We start from the raw sequence: 17922 nt of genomic DNA, 5'->3' as shown, positions 1-17922 counted from the left end.
TATCATGAAATAGATGCCTTTATTATAATCGGTATTTATACGATTGTTTAAATTTTATTTTCTATTTTTCCCTACTTTTGATACGATGGTTGCATAGTTTGCATAAAGAAAGGAAGCGTTTTTAACATGATTTACCCATATAAAGGGATAATGCCAAAAATTGATTCGACTGCATTTATCGCAGATTTCGCTACAATAACAGGGGATGTCACAATTGGAGAGGAATCTACAATATGGTTTAATACAGTTATTCGCGGCGATGTAGCACCAACTATTATCGGTAAACGTGTCAGCATACAAGATTTAAGCTGTATCCATCAAAGCCCAAACAATCCCGTGGTGATTGAAGATGAAGTAACAATCGGTCATCAAGTAACATTGCATGGCTGTACAATTCGCAAACGTGCATTAGTTGGGATGGGCTCTATCATTCTTGATGGTGCTGAAATTGGGGAAGGTGCCTTTATCGGTGCGGGAAGCCTCGTTCCTCCAGGCAAAAAAATTCCTGCCAATATGCTCGCAATGGGACGTCCTGCAAAGGTAGTGCGCGAAATAAACGCAGAGGACCGCAAAGATATGGATCGCATCATCCGTGAATATGTAGAAAAAGGCCAATATTATAAATCATTAAAAGAAGATGTGTGAACCACACCCCACTTAACTATTTTGAAGTGGGAGTCTTACACTAGATAAATAATAAATAGCTGTCAAGAAAGTAAGGTATTGACCTACATTTCATGACAGCCTTTTATCATTTTATTATTTCACTAATAATGCTGCTTTTTCTTTTAATACTTCCGCTTTATCTGTTTGCTCCCAAGGAACATTTAAGTCCGTGCGGCCAAAATGTCCGTAAGCTGCCGTTTGTTTGTAAATTGGACGGCGTAAATCTAACATTTTAATAATGCCTGCTGGACGTAAATCAAATAGCTCACGTACCCATTCTACAATTTGTGATGATGACACTGTTCCTGTGCCGAACGTATCAACAGCAATCGATACAGGCTGTGCTACACCAATTGCATAAGCAAGCTGCACTTCCGCACGCTCTGCTAAGCCTGCTGCAACAATATTTTTCGCTACATAACGCGCTGCATAAGCTGCTGAACGGTCAACCTTCGTTGCATCCTTCCCTGAGAATGCACCACCACCATGACGTGCATAGCCGCCATATGTGTCTACGATAATTTTACGACCCGTTAAGCCAGCATCCCCTTTTGGTCCACCGATAACGAAGCGACCTGTTGGGTTAATGAAGTATTTTGTTGCATCATCTAATAATTCTGCTGGCACTACTGGTGCAATGACAACACGCTTCAAGTCTGCTTGAATTTGTTCTAATGTTACTTCCTCATCATGCTGTGTCGAAATAACGATTGTATCCACACGCACTGGTACATTATTTTCATCGTATTCTACCGTTACTTGTGTTTTACCATCTGGACGTAAATACTGTAATTCACCCGATTTACGAACCTCAGTTAAACGACGTGCTAGCTTATGTGCAAGGCTAATTGGTAACGGCATAAGCTCAGGTGTTTCGTTACATGCATAACCAAACATTAAACCTTGGTCACCTGCGCCAATCGCCTCGATTGCTTCATCAGTCATTGAGCCTTCACGCGCTTCAAGCGCTTGGTCTACACCTTGTGCGATGTCAGGCGATTGCTCGCCAATCGCTACAAGCACAGCTAAGTTTTCTGCATCAAAGCCATATTTACCACGTGTATAGCCAATTTCTGCAACAGTATCACGTACAATGCCTTTAATATCTACATAAGTTGAAGTTGAAATCTCTCCTGCAACTAATACTAAACCTGTCGTTACAGTTGTTTCACATGCTACACGCGCATTTGGATCTGCTGCTAAAATTGCATCTAAAATTGCATCTGAAATTTGGTCACAAATTTTATCTGGATGCCCTTCTGTTACACTTTCTGATGTAAATAATCTACGGTTTGTCATGTTATTTCCTCCTATAATTCCTGCGAATATGATACGGTACTCGTTACCCATGTCAAGCTTATTTCAAGCCGCTATCGCTTCTTAACACGAGGATTTTGAAAGGTGTAATGGTTCAAATTTGCAATAAAAAAACCTTCCACTCATTTAGTATGAGAGAAAGGATTGTATGTTCGTTCCCTTTCACTCTTATCGTTCAAGGAGAAATCTCCTTGCATCAGGTTGGCACCAACGCATGATGTGAAAAGTCATGCAGGTTGCCGGGCTTCATAGGGCCTGACCCTCCACCAGCTCGGGATAAGAGTATCCGTTCAATTTCATATAATACATAATTCTTTTTCTACTGTCAAATGCTATATACGTTTATTTTTCGTTGGACTACATCCTATGACATCCGTTTTATACAGTTACACGAATTCGCCATAAAATTTCATAAATTTATAACGAATTAGTATAGACTATTTCGTTTAATGTGTTATACTTTTTGTATTCGAAAGAAAGAAATACCCTTTATTAATGGGAATATTATAAACAAAAGGATGGTTTTAAACGATGAATTCAGTAGAAATTGCGAACGAACTGAAAGATTTATTAAATGGTACAAATGTTCATGTTCAACTTTCTGTTCCACAGTTAGTAGAAAAAGCAACATCTCGTGGAGAAGCAATTTTAACTGTTGATGGTGCATTGCGTGCTGAGACAGGCAAATATACTGGTCGTTCTCCTAAAGATAAATATACGGTTGAGGAAGAAAGCACAAAAGATAAAATTGATTGGGGCAAAGTGAACCGTCCAATTTCTTCTGAAGTGTTTGAAAAACTATATGTAAAAGTAGTTAATTATTTAAAAGAGCGCGATGAGCTTTTTGTCTTTAATGGCTTTGCTGGAGCAGATAAAGATTCGCAAATCGGCATTAAAGTAATTAATGAATATGCATGGCACAATTTATTCTGCCACCAATTATTTATCCGTCCAACTGCTGAAGAGCTAACTGCACATACAACAGACTTCACAATTGTTTCTGCTCCTAATTTCAAAGCAGATCCAGCTGTGGATGGCACAGACTCTGAAACTTTCATTATCGTGTCATTAGAAAAGAAAGTTATTTTAATCGGTGGTACAGAATACGCTGGTGAAATGAAAAAATCTATTTTCGGTATTATGAACTACTTATTACCTGAGCAAGGTATTTTATCAATGCACTGTTCAGCAAATGTTGGTGAGGCAGGCGATGTTGCACTATTCTTCGGTCTATCTGGCACAGGTAAAACAACTTTATCAGCAGATAGCGATCGCAAGTTAATCGGTGATGATGAGCATGGCTGGTCAGACAACGGCGTATTTAATATTGAAGGTGGCTGCTACGCAAAAACAATTAACCTTTCAGCAGAAAAAGAACCTGAAATTTATAACGCAATCCGCTTTGGCGCTGTTTTAGAAAACGTTGTAGTTGATGAAAACACACGTATTTGCAACTATGATGATGGTTCATTAACAGAAAATACACGTGTTGCTTACCCGATTGATTATATCGAAAACATTGCAAAACCTTCTGTAGCAGGACACCCACAAACAATTGTGTTCTTAACTGCAGATGCATTTGGGGTATTGCCTCCAATCTCTAAATTAACAAAAGAGCAAGCGATGTATCATTTTTTAAGCGGTTTCACATCAAAGCTAGCAGGTACAGAGCGTGGTGTAACAGAGCCAGAACCAGTATTCTCAACATGCTTCGGTTCTCCATTCTTACCGCTTCCTGCAACAGTTTATGCAGAAATGCTAGGCAAGAAAATTGATGAGCATGGCTCTCAAGTATTTTTAGTTAACACAGGCTGGACTGGTGGCGAATATGGTGTAGGTAGCCGTATGAAGCTTTCTTACACACGTGCAATGGTTCGCGCTGCAATTGACGGCAAGCTAAACGATGTTGAAACAACGCAAGACGATGTATTCGGCCTACACATCCCAACAGCAATCGAAGGTGTGCCATCCGAAGTATTAAACCCTCGTGATGCTTGGGCTGATAAGGATGCATATAATGAAAAGGCGAAACATTTAGCAAGCCTTTTCAATGATAACTTTAAAAAATTCGCTAACGTTTCGGAAGAAATTTCGAAAAAAGGTGGCCCATTAGCTTAATAATTTTAAAAAATAAGCTGTCAGGAAAGTAGCAAACTACTTTCCTGACAGCTTATTCTTGTTTTTGTTTCGGTGCCAGGCACACACACAATTTGCACACAATTCAATATTAATTCCACATTCGCTGTTTAAATTCACCTTTTTTTGCCCATCCTCAATTTATTCAACGAAAGTCGTTTGGAGGAGATAAAAATGAAGGGTTCGAATACACCACACCGTGCTGATTCTGAATTATCACCAAATGCACAGCCACAGCCGCTATTCACTTCATTATCCAAAACGATTGATGCGCTTAAACAAGCTACTGGTCATAGCAATGATGTGATGGTACGGCAATTATTGGTTGGCAAATCTGCCAAACAGTCCATCGCCCTTATTTATATTGATGGTTTAGTAAATAAAGAAGAGCTGACGAATACGTTGCTAGAGCGCCTTACAGGGCAATTTACCGATGAAATTGAGCTCAATATGGAGAATACGACTGACTATTTGAAACAGTATTGTTTAACAATTGGTGACATACAGGAAATTAAAGATTTCGCTGCACTTTATCGCTCTCTTTTCAATGGCAGTACGATTATTTTACTAGATGGAGTAGCAGTTGCACTTGCCGCAAGTATGAAGGATGCAAAAGATCGACCCGTCATGGAGCCTGCCGCTGAGTCTGTCATACGTGGGCCACGCGAGGCATTTACGGAAACATTGCGTACAAATACAGCATTAATTCGTCGAAAGATTAAAAACCCTAACCTCTGGATTCAAACGAAAGTGATTGGCTCTGTCACTCAAACAGATGTAGCCATCGTATATATTAATGGCATTGTCAATGACAAAGTAGTGAAAGAGGTGCTAGCACGCCTAGATAAAATTGAAATTGATGGTATTTTAGAAGGTGGCTATATTGAATCATTAATTCAAGATGCTCAATTTACGTTGTTTCCAACAATGTATAATACCGAACGGCCAGATGTTATTGCTGCCGAGCTGCTTGAAGGAAAAGTAGCAATTTTAGTTGATGGTACACCTTTTGTTCTTATTGTACCTGCTTTAATTACCTCCTTCCTACAATCATCTGAAGATTATTATTCCAATGTGTTTGTTAGTTCGTTTATACGCATATTAAGGATTGCAGCTATCGGAATTTCATTAATTGCGCCGTCCTTTTATGTTGCTATTACAACATTTCATCATGAAATGTTGCCAACACCTATGCTCATTAGTATTGCTTCTCAGCGTGAAGGTGTGCCCTTCCCTGCTGTTATTGAAGCGTTAATCATGGAAATTGCCTTTGAAATTTTGCGAGAAGCTGGGCTACGTATGCCCCGCACAATCGGACCAGCTGTGTCCATTGTTGGTACATTGGTTATTGGGCAAGCAGCTGTTGAAGCAGGAGTTGTATCTGCAGTAACAGTTATTATTGTTGCTTTAACTGCCATCTGTAGTTTTTTATTTCCATCATACGGATTATCTAATTCTATTCGGATTTTACGATTCCCATTTATTTTACTCGCAGGTGGCTTCGGTTTATTTGGCGTTATGATTGCTACATTGGCACTCGTTTTACATTTATGTAGCTTACGTTCATTTGGCGTTCCTTATTTAAGTCCATTTGCACCGCTGATTCTTGAAGATCAAAAAGACGCTGTTTTACTATTTCCACGCAAATTTTTAACTAAGCGTCCACGTTTAGTTAGCCAAAGCAATCCAACAAGAGCAACAAAGTACGAAAGAACATTTAAACGATAAATTAAGGAGGCAGTAGTGATATGAAGAAAATAGCGGCTCTTTTGCTATGCACTATACTCTGCCTTCTGCTCAGTGCTTGCTGGAGCAAAAAAGAACTAAACGAGATTGCCATCGTTGTCGCATTAGGTATTGATCAGGTGGATGATGAATATGAAATAACCGTCCAAGTTGTTAATCCTGGTGAAATTTCCTCTAAACAGCCAACGAGTGGACGCTCTCCCGTAACGTCCTATTCGGCAACAGGCTCAACATTATATGAAGCTATTCGAAAAGTAACATTGGAATCACCACGTAAATCGTATTTTGCACATTTACAAATGGTTATATTAGGAAAGGAGCTTGTCACAAAGGATATTCGTCCAGTTTTAGATTTTTTATCACGTGATCATGAATTTCGCAATGATTTTAATATTATTGTGGCACATGAGGATACTGCTAAAGATATTGTCAGTGTCTTAACACCTATTGAAAAAATACCGGCAAATAAAATAACAAGCTCTTTGAAAACTTCTGAAAAGGCATGGGGCTCAACTGTCACAATGACAATGAATGATTTAATCACTTTTTTACATGATGGCAATAACAATCTTGTGTTATCTACTATTACATTGCTTGGTAATAAGCAAATTGGTAAGACGCAAGCAAATGTTGATCAGATTACAATATCCGCCATTTTACAATATAGTGGGTTAGCTGTTATTAAAAACGGAAAAATGATTGGCATACTGACAGAAGAACAAAGCAAAAGCTATAATTTTTTAATGAATAATATTAAAAGCACTGTTGAAATCGTTGCTTGTCCAGAGGAGGGTAATTTAGCAACTGAAATTACCGCTTCTAAGACAACTATTAAAGGAACCTTTGAGAATGACGTACCTTCATTCGATATAAAAGTCAATGTGGAGCAAAATGTAGGTGAGGTAAAATGTAGGATTGATTTACAAGCCAAGCAGACGATGGATTATATTAATCATGAGACATCTGTTACTCTTGCGAAAAAAATTGAAGACACACTACACACATTACAGCAAACCTATGATGCTGATGTAGTACATTTCGGTCAAGTGCTCCATCGGCAAGAGCCTAAAAAATGGCGCAAGATAAAAGAGCAATGGCCAATGCTTTTTCAAAATGCCAAAGTAACTGTCAATGTAAAGGTAGATACAATTACACCAGGCACTATACAAAACTCCACGTTCTATCCAATAAAGGAGTCAAAGTAAATGATATTTTCTATCGTAATTATCATTATTGTAGTCATTATAATTTGTTTACATTGGACTGCGTTGCGTAACAATCAAGAGCCTGCAACGACATGGTTATTTTTTATCATATTGCTATTAGGAACAGCAGTAGCAATTGCATTAAGCTTCCACCTTCGCATACCTAGTCCTGTACAATTAGTGACATTTATTTATCAACCTTTAAGCAATGTTATTGAAGCATTCCTTCACATTTAAGGAGCGATGCATATTATGAACGATAAGCAAATGATTAGTACACGGCAATTTACGATTGTTACATTTCTATTTTTTATCGGCACATCCATTTTAATTATCCCATCCTATTTAGCAGAAATGTCTAAGCAGGATGCATGGATTGCTGCTATTATTGGCGTCGTTTTTAGCCTTTTACTAGTGATGCTATTTATTAAAGTATCTCGTATTGCGCCACAGCATTCTTTTGTAGAAATTATTGAAAAAGTATTTGGTAAATGGCTTGGAAGAGGTATTGCTCTTTTATTTGTACTTTTTGCATTTATGAATGCAGCCGAATTGCTTTATTTTATCGGTAGCTTTATGCAAATCGAAATTATGCCCGAAACTCCAAATCTTGCCTTTGTCCTATTATTTATAGTAATTGTGATGATGGCGAGCTATTTAGGTTTAGAAACCTTTGCGCGCTCAGCTGAAATTTTTTTCCCAGTATTTATTTTTTTATTTATATGTTTAGTGATTTTTATTACACCAAATATTCAATTTGAAAATTTACAGCCTGTATTGGACACTGCACCGAGATCAATGGTGGCAAGCATACTTTATTTTATGAGCATTTTCTCTTTTCCAGCAATTATATTATTAATGATTTTTCCTTACACTGTTAATAAAAACAACTCCGCAAACAAAGGCTTTTATATCGGCACATTGCTAAGTGGAGTCGTGTTAATTTTACTCATTACTTTATGTATAGTGGTGCTTGGTGTAGTAAATAGCGCTTCTCAAAATTATCCGAGCTATATTCTTGCACAGCGCATTTCTCTCGGCAAATTTTTTCAAAGAATTGAAGTCATTATGACCTTTATGTGGATTATCACGATTTATATTCGTACTTTTATGTATTTTTATGCAGCTTTTATTGGGCTAAAGCAAATTTTTCATATTCGAGATGCAAAGCCACTTCTTTTCCCATTAATGTTGTTACTTATCGGGCTTTCTCAAATCATTCATCCGAATATTACTTATGCCAATGTTTACAATCAAGGCGTTTGGCTACCTTATTCTGCAACATTTGCGATTGTTTTGCCTCTTTTGCTACTACTTATTGCTAAAATAAGACGCTTAAAGTGATTGCTTTAGCATCCACATGCAAAGCTGATGAACAGTTTGACGATTTAGCTGTGGTGGATAATGGTGCTGCATGCCGTGTGCATACCATGTTTCCACTGCTTTATTTGCCTTCTGCAAAGCATGCTGTAGCTTATAGGCATGCTCGATACGCACATGCGCATCCTCTGTACCATGAATAATTAATACAGGTGCTTGAATGCTCGCTATTTGATGCAGTGGCGTACGTTCCTTATAGCGCTCTGGCACTTTATTTGGTGTCCCACCGATAATGCGCTTTAACCCTCGACGCATATCGATGCGCTCCCAATAAGTCGCTGTTACATCTGCTGCACCTGCCCATGTCACAATTGAGCTAATATCATCTCGTAAAATCGCTGTCCAAAGTGCCATTATACCACCTCGTGAAAAGCCAAATAGATGCACTCGATTGACTTCGGCAAATTGCTTAAGCACATCTACAGCATAAACAGCATCATAGCGATCATCACCTGCAAATTCATCCTTTCCTTCTCCCCCTCTGTTCCCACGATAATAAGGGGCAAATACGACAAATCCCTGTGCAGCAAATTGTGCTATTCGTGCAGGACGCACCATGCCGATAAATTGCAAGCCGCCTCGTAAATAGAGCAGTGCCTCATACTGCCCTTGCTTCTTCGGTCTTGCCAATAAGCCTTTGATGCGCAAACCATTGGACCAATAAATAATTTCATCTATGCGCACCTGCTCGTTTGGTGATGGATAACGCCTAATTTCCTCAATCATTCCATCTTTCTTCATCACGGTTCACTTCCTGTAACATCTTTTTCATGCCTGCATCGCGCATATAAAAGCTTAAATTCGGATGATGCAATAGCTCATCTGTTGTTAGCCATAGCCGCCCTGCCGTTTCATATTCACCTACAAATGCTTCAATATCCTCCACTTTTGCTGTAAATACTGCCTTGCAAAACGGCGTTTCTGTATGTACTACATAATAAGCAAACCATTCCACATCTTTTATATGTACCTGCGTTTCCTCATAAACTTCACGTGCTGCTGCCTGTAACAGCGTTTCGCCTTCTTCCTGCTTGCCCCCTGGAAATTCTACTCCACGCACTCTATGTACTGCACACAGCCATTTCCCTTGATGTTGAACAAGTGCTAAAACGTGGCGAGGCTCAATTTCAAAAGGGCCTTGATCAAAACGCAAAACAACTTTATAGCCATTTTCATCTATAAACGTAAACATAGTAGCCAACTCCTTCTTGCTATTAGTGTACCGAAGGAGCTGGCAGCGTTCAATTATATAGCTTTAAAATAAGGCAATTGCTCAACAAACTTTTTCGTACGCTCATCACCAAATTCATGCAGCAGGACATAAATTTTTTGTAGACGTCGATCAATATCATGATTTAAGGCATCATAATGGTACGGTATATAAGGCAAATGGGCACGCCATAAATTATGCCCTTCAAGACCATTGATTTGATGAAATAGCTTTGTAAAAATACGGGCGATTGCAGGCTCTAGCTCTACTTTAAATTCATTTGACGATAAATTTGGGATATGGCTACATGTCAAATCCGTTATCGAAACATACATCGGACATTTTTTCATTTCCATGCTCCTTTCATTTTTCTTATGATACCCATTTTGTCAAACGATTATATAGCGAAATATATGGAATTTGCTATAATGATGAGGAGGTGAATTAGATGAGTCTTCCATTAGTTTTTATTATCGTGATTGCTATAATGGCAACATTCGCTATCGCTATTATATTGATTGCACGTCAAAATAATTTTTCAACGAAACAAACGATTGATCCAATGCCTACAAAATCACAGGACGAGCACCATAGAAAATGAAATATCCCTTTATTTGGATCATCCAATTTTACCGCAAATATATTTCACCTATGACACCGCCAACCTGCCGCTTCCACCCTACTTGCTCAAGCTATGGATTGGAAGCCTTTCAAAAGCATGGGGCAATAAAAGGATTCATTTTAACAACAACGCGCATACTAAAATGCCATCCACTGCATCCAGGTGGCTTTGATCCAGTGCCAGAAAAATGGCCTTCGAAAAAAAAATAAATTTTCGAAGGCTTTTTTTGTTGTTTTTTCGTAATGATTACGATATGATAAAAATTGTTGATTTATTCAAATCGTAATAATTACTATTTAGGAGAGTTGAACAATGAAAAAAACTTTTTATTTCTTTTTATTCGCTATCGTCGCATTGCTAGCAGCATGTGGTAGTGAGGAGCAAAATTCATCTGAGGATACAATTTCTGTTTATACAACTGTTTATCCACTGCAATATTTTACAGAGCGTATTGGCGGTGAATTCGTGAATGTTCAGTCGATTTACCCTGCTGGCGCAAATGAGCACTCATTCGAGCCAACACAAAAGGATATGATGGCACTAGCAGATGCTGACATGTTCTTTTATATTGGGCAAGGGTTAGAGGGCTTTGTAGAAAATGCTAAAAAAACATTGGCAAATGAGCATGTCAAATTAGTTGCAACTGCAAACAATATTTCAGAGGCTCAATTCCATATTTCTACAGGGCACGTGCATGCAGAGGATGAGGAAGAGCATGATCACGACCATGAAGGTGAGCATGAGGAACACGGTCATCATGAGCATGACACACATGTTTGGTTATCTCCTGTTCTTTCAAAGGAGCTTGCGCTCGCCATTAAAGATGAGTTAGTCGCTACATTGCCTGAACAAGAGGCTTTCTTCACAAAAAATTATGAGGCTTTAACAAAAGAGCTTGATCAATTGAACGCTGATTTTGAAGAAATGGCTGCCAGCACAGCAAAGAAAACATTTTTCGTATCGCACGCAGCATTCGGCTATATTGCAGGACATTACGGCTTTAACCAAGTACCTGTTGCAGGCTTAAACTCACAAAGCGAGCCGTCACAAAAACAGCTAGCTAAAATTGTGGATTTAGCAAAGGCAGAAAACATTCAATATATTTTCTTTGAACAAAATGTTTCTTCTAATTTAACATCTGTCATTCAAAAGGAAGTTGGAGCAGAAGCATTAACATTGCATAATTTAAGCGTATTAACGAAGGATGATATTAAAAATAATGAAACGTATTTCACATTAATGCAGCATAATATTGAGCAATTGGCAAAGGCTTTGCAATAAATCACAGGTAGAATGGCATGATTCGCACGTAAGCAAGCGAATTTCGCACACAACAGCTTATATTCACACGTAAAGCGCATGAAATCTATGGTTTCATGCGCTTTATCTTATAATAATTCGATTAATTTTCTTCTTAACAGCTTATTTGCCCCATTGCGTGGCAGGCTATCAACGAAATAAAATTGCTTCGGTAGCTTGTAGCGCGCAAGCCTTTGATGACAAAATGCCTGTAGCTCAGCCTCTGTGACCGCTTGCTTTAAAACGACAAAGGCAATCGGTACTTGTCCCCATTTGTCATCCATTAAACCACAGACACCGGCTTCTAATACGCTTGGATGTGCAAGTAAGGCATTTTCAATTTCTGCTGGATAAACGTTTTCACCACCAGAAATAATTAAATCTGCACGACGATCCACGACATACAAATAGCCCTCATCATCTAAATAGCCAATATCCCCTGTTAGTAGCCAGCCATTTTCTGTGCTTGCACGCTCAGCAAAGCGACCAATATAGCCTGGTGTGACATGCGGGCCACGAATGCAAATTTCTCCTTCAACAAATGGCTCATCAGTACCTTGAATGCGTACCTCATTAAAAAATAGCGGCTTTCCAGCTGAGCCAATTTTACGCAATGCATCAATGCTAGCAAGCGTTGCTGTTTGCGACGACGTTTCTGTCATTCCATATGTTTGCACAACAGGTAGCTGTACTTTCGCTGCACGCTGTAAATAGTCAACTGGAATCGAGCCACCGCCCGCAAGCACTGTTTTAAAATTAGGATGCGCCTGCACCTGTAAGCGCTCCATTTCACTTAAAACACGCTCGAGCATAACTGATACAAGCGATATAGTTGTTACACGTCCTGCTACAATTTCCTGCACACAAGCCTGCTCATCGAACTTCTCATATAAGCAAACTGTTGCTCCGTACAACAATGACCGCATTAAAATGGAAAATCCACTAATATGGAAAATTGGTACAGTACAAAGCCATACATCCTGCTCTGTAATGCCTAAATTCAATGCAGAGCTAATCGCGCTCATACTATGATTTTGCACAGTTTGGCGTACACCTTTCGGAAATCCTGTTGTACCAGAAGTATACATAATAGAAATCGTTTGATTGTCCTGCCACTCTGTCGCAATATTGATTTCAATTGCTTCCGTCTCTATTAGCTGCTCAAATGTCATAACTTCGATATTTTGTGGTAACTTATGTACGTCACTAGCTGCAGCTAATACCATCGCTACCTGTGCATCCTCAATTTGATAGGCAAGCTCCTCCGTAGACAAGCGCCCATTTAAAAGCACCATTTCTAGCTGTAGGTGCATACACCCATAAATCACTTTAATCAGCTCTGGGGTAGAAGGTGCAAAAATCGCTACTCGCTCACCTCGCCCAACAAATTTGGCTAATTGTCTTGCTTTATATAATGCTTCCTCATGCAATTGCTGAAAAGTCCAGCTCTCTCCTCCAAAGCGGAGTCCAATGCGATTTGGTGTTAAATAGGCACGCTGTTTAATCCAATTTGGCTGCAATTTTAAACGCCTCCTTCATTGAATTATTGTAGCATATTGTGTGTGTGCCAGGCACACACACAATTCTCACACAATTCACTCCTCCAGCAAAAATGTAATTGCAATAAACAACGAAAAGCTTACTAATAGGGCAGTGCCTCCTGCAATAAACGTAATTAATGTGAACACTTCATTCATGTGCAGTGGATTGACATTGTAAAATAGCATGCCGATTGTTAAACCGACTGAACCTATCACGGTCATCCAACCATGTAAAGATACCAACTTTTTCACACGAACACGATAAATCTTATAAAATAATCCCCATGCAAAAACGGATAGCCAGCCTACAACAAGCATATGTGCATGAATTGCTCTAAATTGGTAGTTGCCCGAACCTGCCATATCAGAGCCTAATACTGCTCCTATTAAACCAAAAATTGCTGCTAAACGAATTAAACGTATACTCCATACTTTTTCCATAAAAAAACCTCCATACTATTGTGTATGGAAGTATTGTAATATCGCTATCTGAACTCAAGCTGAACTACTTAGGCAATTTAATGATTATTGTTGTTCCTGCATTTTCTTTGCTATTCATCGTAATTTGGCCATTGTAAAAATGAACAATCTCTTGAACAATCGCCAGTCCTAAGCCTGTTCCCTTCGTTTGTCTCGCTTCATCCACGCGATAAAAGCGCTTGAAAATATGCGGGAGATGCTCCTGTTCAATGCCGATACCTGTATCGGCAATCTTGATCGTAATTACAGCCGAATCGCTTTGTACTGTAATATTAATTTCGCCACCTTGACGATTATATTTAATCGCATTGGCAATAAGATTTTCCCAAAGGTTTTCAAGCAATGTTTCATCACCATCAAATATCGCCTCGTCCAATTGCAGCCATATGGCAAGCTCTTTTTGCTCAATTAGCCATTGATTTTTCATGACAATTCGTTCAATTTGCTCAGATATATTAATAGCTGTTTGTTGCCTTTTATAGGCAAGCTCGTCTAGTGAATTCAGCAGTAAGAGCTGCGTTGTTAAGCTTGAGAGACGACCTGTTTCTGCTTCGATAATGTCCGCATAATGCAAGCGATTTTCGTCTGTTAGCTCTTTACTTTTTAATAAGTTCGCATAGCCATTTATATTTTGTAACGGTGTTTGCAAATCATGAGAAATATTGCGAATAAAGCTTTTGCGCGTCTCATCCTGCTGCTTTAAATCCTGCGCCATTTTATTAAAGCTTTTCGCCAATAGCCCAAGCTCATCTGTACGTGCAATCTCAATTGTCACATCATAATCTTCCTTCGCTATTTGCTTTGTTGCTTTTGTTAAAGCACGTATTGGCTTTACTAAATACCAAGCAGCAAGCAAAATAGCCATTAACGTTGCGACTAAAGAAATCAGCATCATATTCCCAAGTACAACATGCATTTCACTGAACAGCATACGAATATCTGGACGAACAAACAATGCATATTTTTCTCCATTATAATGAAAAGGTACACCTACAGAATTTGTTAAATCATTGGCAAAAAAACCTGTAATAAACAGCTGGCGTGGATAATCGCGCATTCCATGATAAATCTGCCCCTCCAAAACAGCATGCTTCACGCTATCATCAAGCTCTGTTAAGCGAAAAGCACTACCATAAAAGGTATCCTGTCCTTGTCCATCAACTACATATAACTGATAACCAACATTTGCCAATGTTTGCAAATAGGCATCTAAATTTAGCTGCTCATTTTCCATAATATATTGTGTCATCTTTTGCACAATCGCCACATTTTTCGCATCGTTTTGCTCTTTAATAACACGATGATAATAGGCATTTGTTGCAAGCAATGCGAGTACACCACTAAAAAACATAATAGCCAATGTCACGACAATATATTTGAAATATAAAGTAGAGTAAATTTTCATTGCATAACCTCAAGCTTGTAGCCTACGCCGCGTATCGTCGTAATTTGTACAGTGCTTTCAAGCCGTACAAGCTTTTCTCTTAGGCGTTTAATATGTGTATTTAACGTATCATCACTCTCATAATCTAATCCCCATATTTGCTCCATTAAATAATCTCTTTGAAAAATTTGTGCCCTGCTTGCAAGAATAGCAAGTAGCTCAAACTCTTTAAGGGGTAAAACAAGTTTCATTTGCCCTTTGATTACTTGTAATGTGCGCCTGTCAATGAGTAAATCTCCTATTTCAATGGCTGTTTCTGTTGGCTTATCGTAGCGCCGTAAAATCGCTTGAATGCGGAATAACAATTCATCTGGCTCAAAAGGCTTGACGACATAATCATCTGCCCCAACACTAAAACCTTCTCTTTTATCCTCTATTTGCCCTTTAGCCGTCAACAGCAAAATTGGAATTTCCCATTCTTCCTTTAACTTTTTCGTTAATTGTAAGCCATCCATCTGCGGCATCATTACATCAACAACTGCTAAATCAACAGCCTCTGTCATTTGCTGTAATGCTTCAATTCCATTTAAAGCACAAATGATATCATAATGCCAAGACTGTAAATGTAGCTTCACTAGCTGTAAAATATTTGGATCATCATCCACAACTAAAATTTTTCTCATTTACTTATCACCCTTTTCTGCATTATGCCATGTGCCATGTAAAATGAAAAGCCAAACTATTTAAGAAACCACATGATGTGTTCCTTAATAGCCTGACTTTTCAGAGCTGTAATTTAGTTTTAAAGCTTAAATTGTTGAATGTGTTTATTGAGCTCCTCAGCCATTTTTGCTAATTCGTTAGAACTGTTTGCTACTTCTTCCATTGTTGAAGTCGTTTGCTGCATCGTTGCAGATGTTTGCTCCACCCCTGCGGCCGATTGCTCTGCTACCGCTGCGATTTCATCAACGGCTTTATTAATACTTGTTGAGTTTTCAACGATTTGCTCTAGATTTTGTGAAACTGTTGCTATATTAGCAGACATCGCAAAAATCGCTTGTTCAATATGATTGAACGTTTCGTTTGTTTCTGCAATTTTTGTTGTACCACTTTGTACCTCACCATAGCTAGATTTCAATGAATCTGTTACATCGCCTGTTTCTTCTACGATTTCTTCCACAATTTGCGAAATATCAACAACTGAAACAGAAACTTGCTCAGCTAATTTGCGCACTTCATCTGCCACGACCGCAAAACCTTTTCCTAATTCACCAGCACGTGCCGCTTCAATTGCCGCATTCAATGCTAATAGATTTGTTTGATTAGCAATATCGTTAATCACTAGTACAAGCTGTGAAATCGCCTGTGTTTTATTATTTAACCCTTCCACTTTTACAACTGCATCATGGACAATATGATCAATTTTTGACATTTGCTGTGTGGAAGCTTCCATTAATGTACGGCCTGTCGTAGCTAATGCTAGCACACTATCTGAATGTCCCTTGGCATCATCACCATTGTTATCAGCTGCACGCGCACTCGCTACAAAATCGTCCATATGGCTTGCTAAATCGCTCGCATTGCTCGCCTGTGCCTCTGTACCCTCTGCAATTTCATTCATTGTCAGAGCAACTTGTGTTGTTCCCTCTTTCACTTCCACAGCCGATTGTAGCAATTCCTCACTATGTGAAGCAACTTCATTCGAAACGCTTTGAATTTGACGCAGCATACTATGTAATTTTTCACTCAAGGCATTTGTCGCTACGGTTAACTGCCCAACTTCATCCTGTGATAACACCTTTAAAGCATTGTCTGTTAAATCGCCATCTGCAATGCGCTGTACACGCTCCGAAACGCGCTTTACTGGTGAAGAAATAACCGTTGCTGTATAAAATGCAATGACTAAAGCTAAAGCAATGACAACGATTGCTGCGATAGTAGTTATTGTATTAATTCTAGCATTATCTTGTTCAAGTCCTGCTCCTGTTTGGCGTACAGTTTCTTCACGTCCAGCTGCCAATTCCTCAAAGCCTAATTGAATTTCTCGTGCCTCTGTAGCAGAGCTCATTAAATTGGCAATAGCCCTTTCCTTATCACCGCTATCGTAAATGGCAAACACATTTTTCTCCACATGCTCACGCCACGCCTTCGCTCTTGCTGAAAATTCTTCTAATTTTTCAGAAGCCATAATTTGATGAGCAGCTTGCTCATTTGCTAATGATAGCTCTGTATACTCATGAAAACGATCTTTAAATGTTTGATCACCAGACAACACATAGCCTCTAGCCGCCGCAATACGTGCAGATACAGAATTTGCTAAATGTTGATCATAAATTGATAGCTCTAGCTCTGTTTGTATCATCTCACCAATTTCATCGTTCATTTTAATCCCTTCATATACGACATATATGCTTTGGATTGCCACAATTAATAAAACGATGCTAAAACCAAATAAAATTTTTGCACGCAATGTTTTAAATTTCATAATATGCCCTCCCTCATATCAAAACTATTTTTATGTATTATTAGTCACACAGTTATTAAGCTTGCTCTATATTATCCATCTTCTATCATTTTTTTATAAAATCCCTCTTATTAATAACCCTACATACTCCTATTTTTAGTCATATACTATATTTTATTATTTACAAATAAACAATTTCTTAACAAAATGGAATTTATAATATATATAGGTATAGTAAGTAATTTTAACTAATTATAAATTTTATTTACTAAATTTAGTAGTTTCATTATATTATCAATAATATAATAATTCAAAGGAGCTTTTTCGTATTTTTTATAATAAAAAGTAGAAATTTGAAAATTTATTAGGTCTTAAAGCATAAAAATATTGTATTTTAGTTAAAAAAATCCGAACTCTTCTACGAAAGGCTCATTTTAAAGCACCTCGTGAATAGTTCGGATTTTCAATTATT

General features: G+C 38.4%; 18 protein-coding genes and 1 riboswitch. Of the genes, 9 read left to right on the top strand and 9 right to left on the bottom strand.

Annotation, left to right across the window (positions count from 1 at the left end; all coding sequences use genetic code 11):
- Nucleotides 1–126 precede the first annotated feature (126 nt).
- Nucleotides 127–645 carry a gamma carbonic anhydrase gene (locus R6U77_RS11555; protein ID WP_319835741.1) on the top strand — a complete coding sequence of 173 codons (519 nt, stop codon included), beginning with the start codon at nucleotides 127–129 and terminating at the stop codon, nucleotides 643–645.
- Nucleotides 646–759: 114 nt separating this feature from the next.
- Here the strand turns inward: R6U77_RS11555 and metK are convergent, their stop codons facing one another.
- Nucleotides 760–1965: a methionine adenosyltransferase gene (metK, locus tag R6U77_RS11550; protein WP_293927582.1), complete on the bottom strand. Its 1206-nt coding sequence runs from the start codon at nucleotides 1963–1965 to the stop codon at nucleotides 760–762.
- A 183-nt stretch (nucleotides 1966–2148) separates the two neighbouring features.
- Nucleotides 2149–2266, bottom strand: a riboswitch (SAM riboswitch).
- A 248-nt stretch (nucleotides 2267–2514) separates the two neighbouring features.
- On the opposite strand from metK, the gene pckA reads away from it, so the two are divergent.
- The 5 genes from pckA to R6U77_RS11525 all read left to right on the top strand — a co-directional run bounded on the left by pckA (nucleotide 2515) and on the right by R6U77_RS11525 (nucleotide 8414).
- Entirely contained in the window at nucleotides 2515–4101 is a 1587-nt protein-coding gene (gene pckA, locus R6U77_RS11545; protein WP_319835740.1) for a phosphoenolpyruvate carboxykinase (ATP), read from the top strand.
- A 192-nt stretch (nucleotides 4102–4293) separates the two neighbouring features.
- Nucleotides 4294–5847: a spore germination protein gene (locus R6U77_RS11540; protein WP_319835739.1), complete on the top strand. Its 1554-nt coding sequence runs from the start codon at nucleotides 4294–4296 to the stop codon at nucleotides 5845–5847.
- Between the two features lie 20 nt (nucleotides 5848–5867).
- Nucleotides 5868–7070, top strand: a complete 1203-nt coding sequence (locus R6U77_RS11535; protein ID WP_319835738.1) for a Ger(x)C family spore germination protein — start codon at nucleotides 5868–5870, stop codon at nucleotides 7068–7070.
- Complete coding sequence (locus R6U77_RS11530; protein WP_319835737.1) at nucleotides 7071–7307, top strand: hypothetical protein; 237 nt, start codon at nucleotides 7071–7073, stop codon at nucleotides 7305–7307.
- A gap of 15 nt (nucleotides 7308–7322) precedes the next feature.
- Nucleotides 7323–8414, top strand: coding sequence for a GerAB/ArcD/ProY family transporter (locus R6U77_RS11525; protein WP_319835736.1), 1092 nt, complete (start codon nucleotides 7323–7325; stop codon nucleotides 8412–8414).
- On the opposite strand, the gene R6U77_RS11520 is transcribed toward R6U77_RS11525, so the two are convergent.
- The 3 genes from R6U77_RS11520 to R6U77_RS11510 are packed head-to-tail and all read right to left on the bottom strand — an operon-like array spanning nucleotide 8406 to nucleotide 10010.
- Entirely contained in the window at nucleotides 8406–9191 is a 786-nt protein-coding gene (locus R6U77_RS11520; protein ID WP_319835735.1) for an alpha/beta hydrolase family protein, read from the bottom strand. The genes R6U77_RS11525 and R6U77_RS11520 overlap by 9 nt on opposite strands.
- Entirely contained in the window at nucleotides 9169–9642 is a 474-nt protein-coding gene (locus R6U77_RS11515) for an NUDIX domain-containing protein (protein ID WP_293927600.1), read from the bottom strand. The genes R6U77_RS11520 and R6U77_RS11515 overlap by 23 nt, the downstream gene beginning before the upstream one ends.
- Before the next feature lie 53 nt (nucleotides 9643–9695).
- The gene (locus R6U77_RS11510; RefSeq protein WP_293927602.1) at nucleotides 9696–10010 is read right to left on the bottom strand and encodes a transposase; all 315 of its coding nucleotides are present in this window, start codon (nucleotides 10008–10010) and stop codon (nucleotides 9696–9698) included.
- Nucleotides 10011–10108: 98 nt separating this feature from the next.
- Here R6U77_RS11510 and R6U77_RS11505 point away from each other — a divergent pair, with 98 nt between their 5' ends.
- From R6U77_RS11505 to R6U77_RS11495, 3 genes are all read left to right on the top strand, one after another.
- Nucleotides 10109–10261 (top strand): hypothetical protein, encoded by a 153-nt coding sequence (locus tag R6U77_RS11505; protein WP_293927605.1) that lies wholly within the window; start codon nucleotides 10109–10111, stop codon nucleotides 10259–10261.
- Nucleotides 10258–10491, top strand: coding sequence for a membrane protein insertion efficiency factor YidD (gene yidD, locus R6U77_RS11500; protein ID WP_293927607.1), 234 nt, complete (start codon nucleotides 10258–10260; stop codon nucleotides 10489–10491). The genes R6U77_RS11505 and yidD overlap by 4 nt, the downstream gene beginning before the upstream one ends.
- 103 nt (nucleotides 10492–10594) lie before the next feature.
- Complete coding sequence (locus R6U77_RS11495) at nucleotides 10595–11563, top strand: metal ABC transporter solute-binding protein, Zn/Mn family (RefSeq protein ID WP_319835734.1); 969 nt, start codon at nucleotides 10595–10597, stop codon at nucleotides 11561–11563.
- A gap of 107 nt (nucleotides 11564–11670) precedes the next feature.
- Here the strand turns inward: R6U77_RS11495 and R6U77_RS11490 are convergent, their stop codons facing one another.
- From R6U77_RS11490 to R6U77_RS11470, 5 genes are all read right to left on the bottom strand, one after another.
- The gene (locus R6U77_RS11490) at nucleotides 11671–13101 is read right to left on the bottom strand and encodes an o-succinylbenzoate--CoA ligase (RefSeq protein ID WP_319835733.1); all 1431 of its coding nucleotides are present in this window, start codon (nucleotides 13099–13101) and stop codon (nucleotides 11671–11673) included.
- A 75-nt stretch (nucleotides 13102–13176) separates the two neighbouring features.
- Entirely contained in the window at nucleotides 13177–13563 is a 387-nt protein-coding gene (locus tag R6U77_RS11485; RefSeq protein ID WP_293927613.1) for a hypothetical protein, read from the bottom strand.
- A gap of 64 nt (nucleotides 13564–13627) precedes the next feature.
- Nucleotides 13628–15007, bottom strand: a complete 1380-nt coding sequence (locus tag R6U77_RS11480) for a HAMP domain-containing sensor histidine kinase (protein ID WP_319835732.1) — start codon at nucleotides 15005–15007, stop codon at nucleotides 13628–13630.
- Complete coding sequence (locus R6U77_RS11475) at nucleotides 15004–15669, bottom strand: response regulator transcription factor (protein WP_319835731.1); 666 nt, start codon at nucleotides 15667–15669, stop codon at nucleotides 15004–15006. The genes R6U77_RS11480 and R6U77_RS11475 overlap by 4 nt, the downstream gene beginning before the upstream one ends.
- A 119-nt stretch (nucleotides 15670–15788) precedes the next feature.
- Nucleotides 15789–17471, bottom strand: coding sequence for a methyl-accepting chemotaxis protein (locus tag R6U77_RS11470; RefSeq protein ID WP_319835730.1), 1683 nt, complete (start codon nucleotides 17469–17471; stop codon nucleotides 15789–15791).
- Nucleotides 17472–17922: the final 451 nt, after the last annotated feature.

The sequence above is a fragment of the Lysinibacillus louembei genome (assembly GCF_033880585.1).
In the GTDB taxonomy this organism is placed as follows: domain Bacteria; phylum Bacillota; class Bacilli; order Bacillales_A; family Planococcaceae; genus Metasolibacillus; species Metasolibacillus louembei.
The sequence above is the reverse complement of the archived record's forward strand: the minus strand, read 5'-3'. Positions and strand labels throughout refer to the sequence as shown.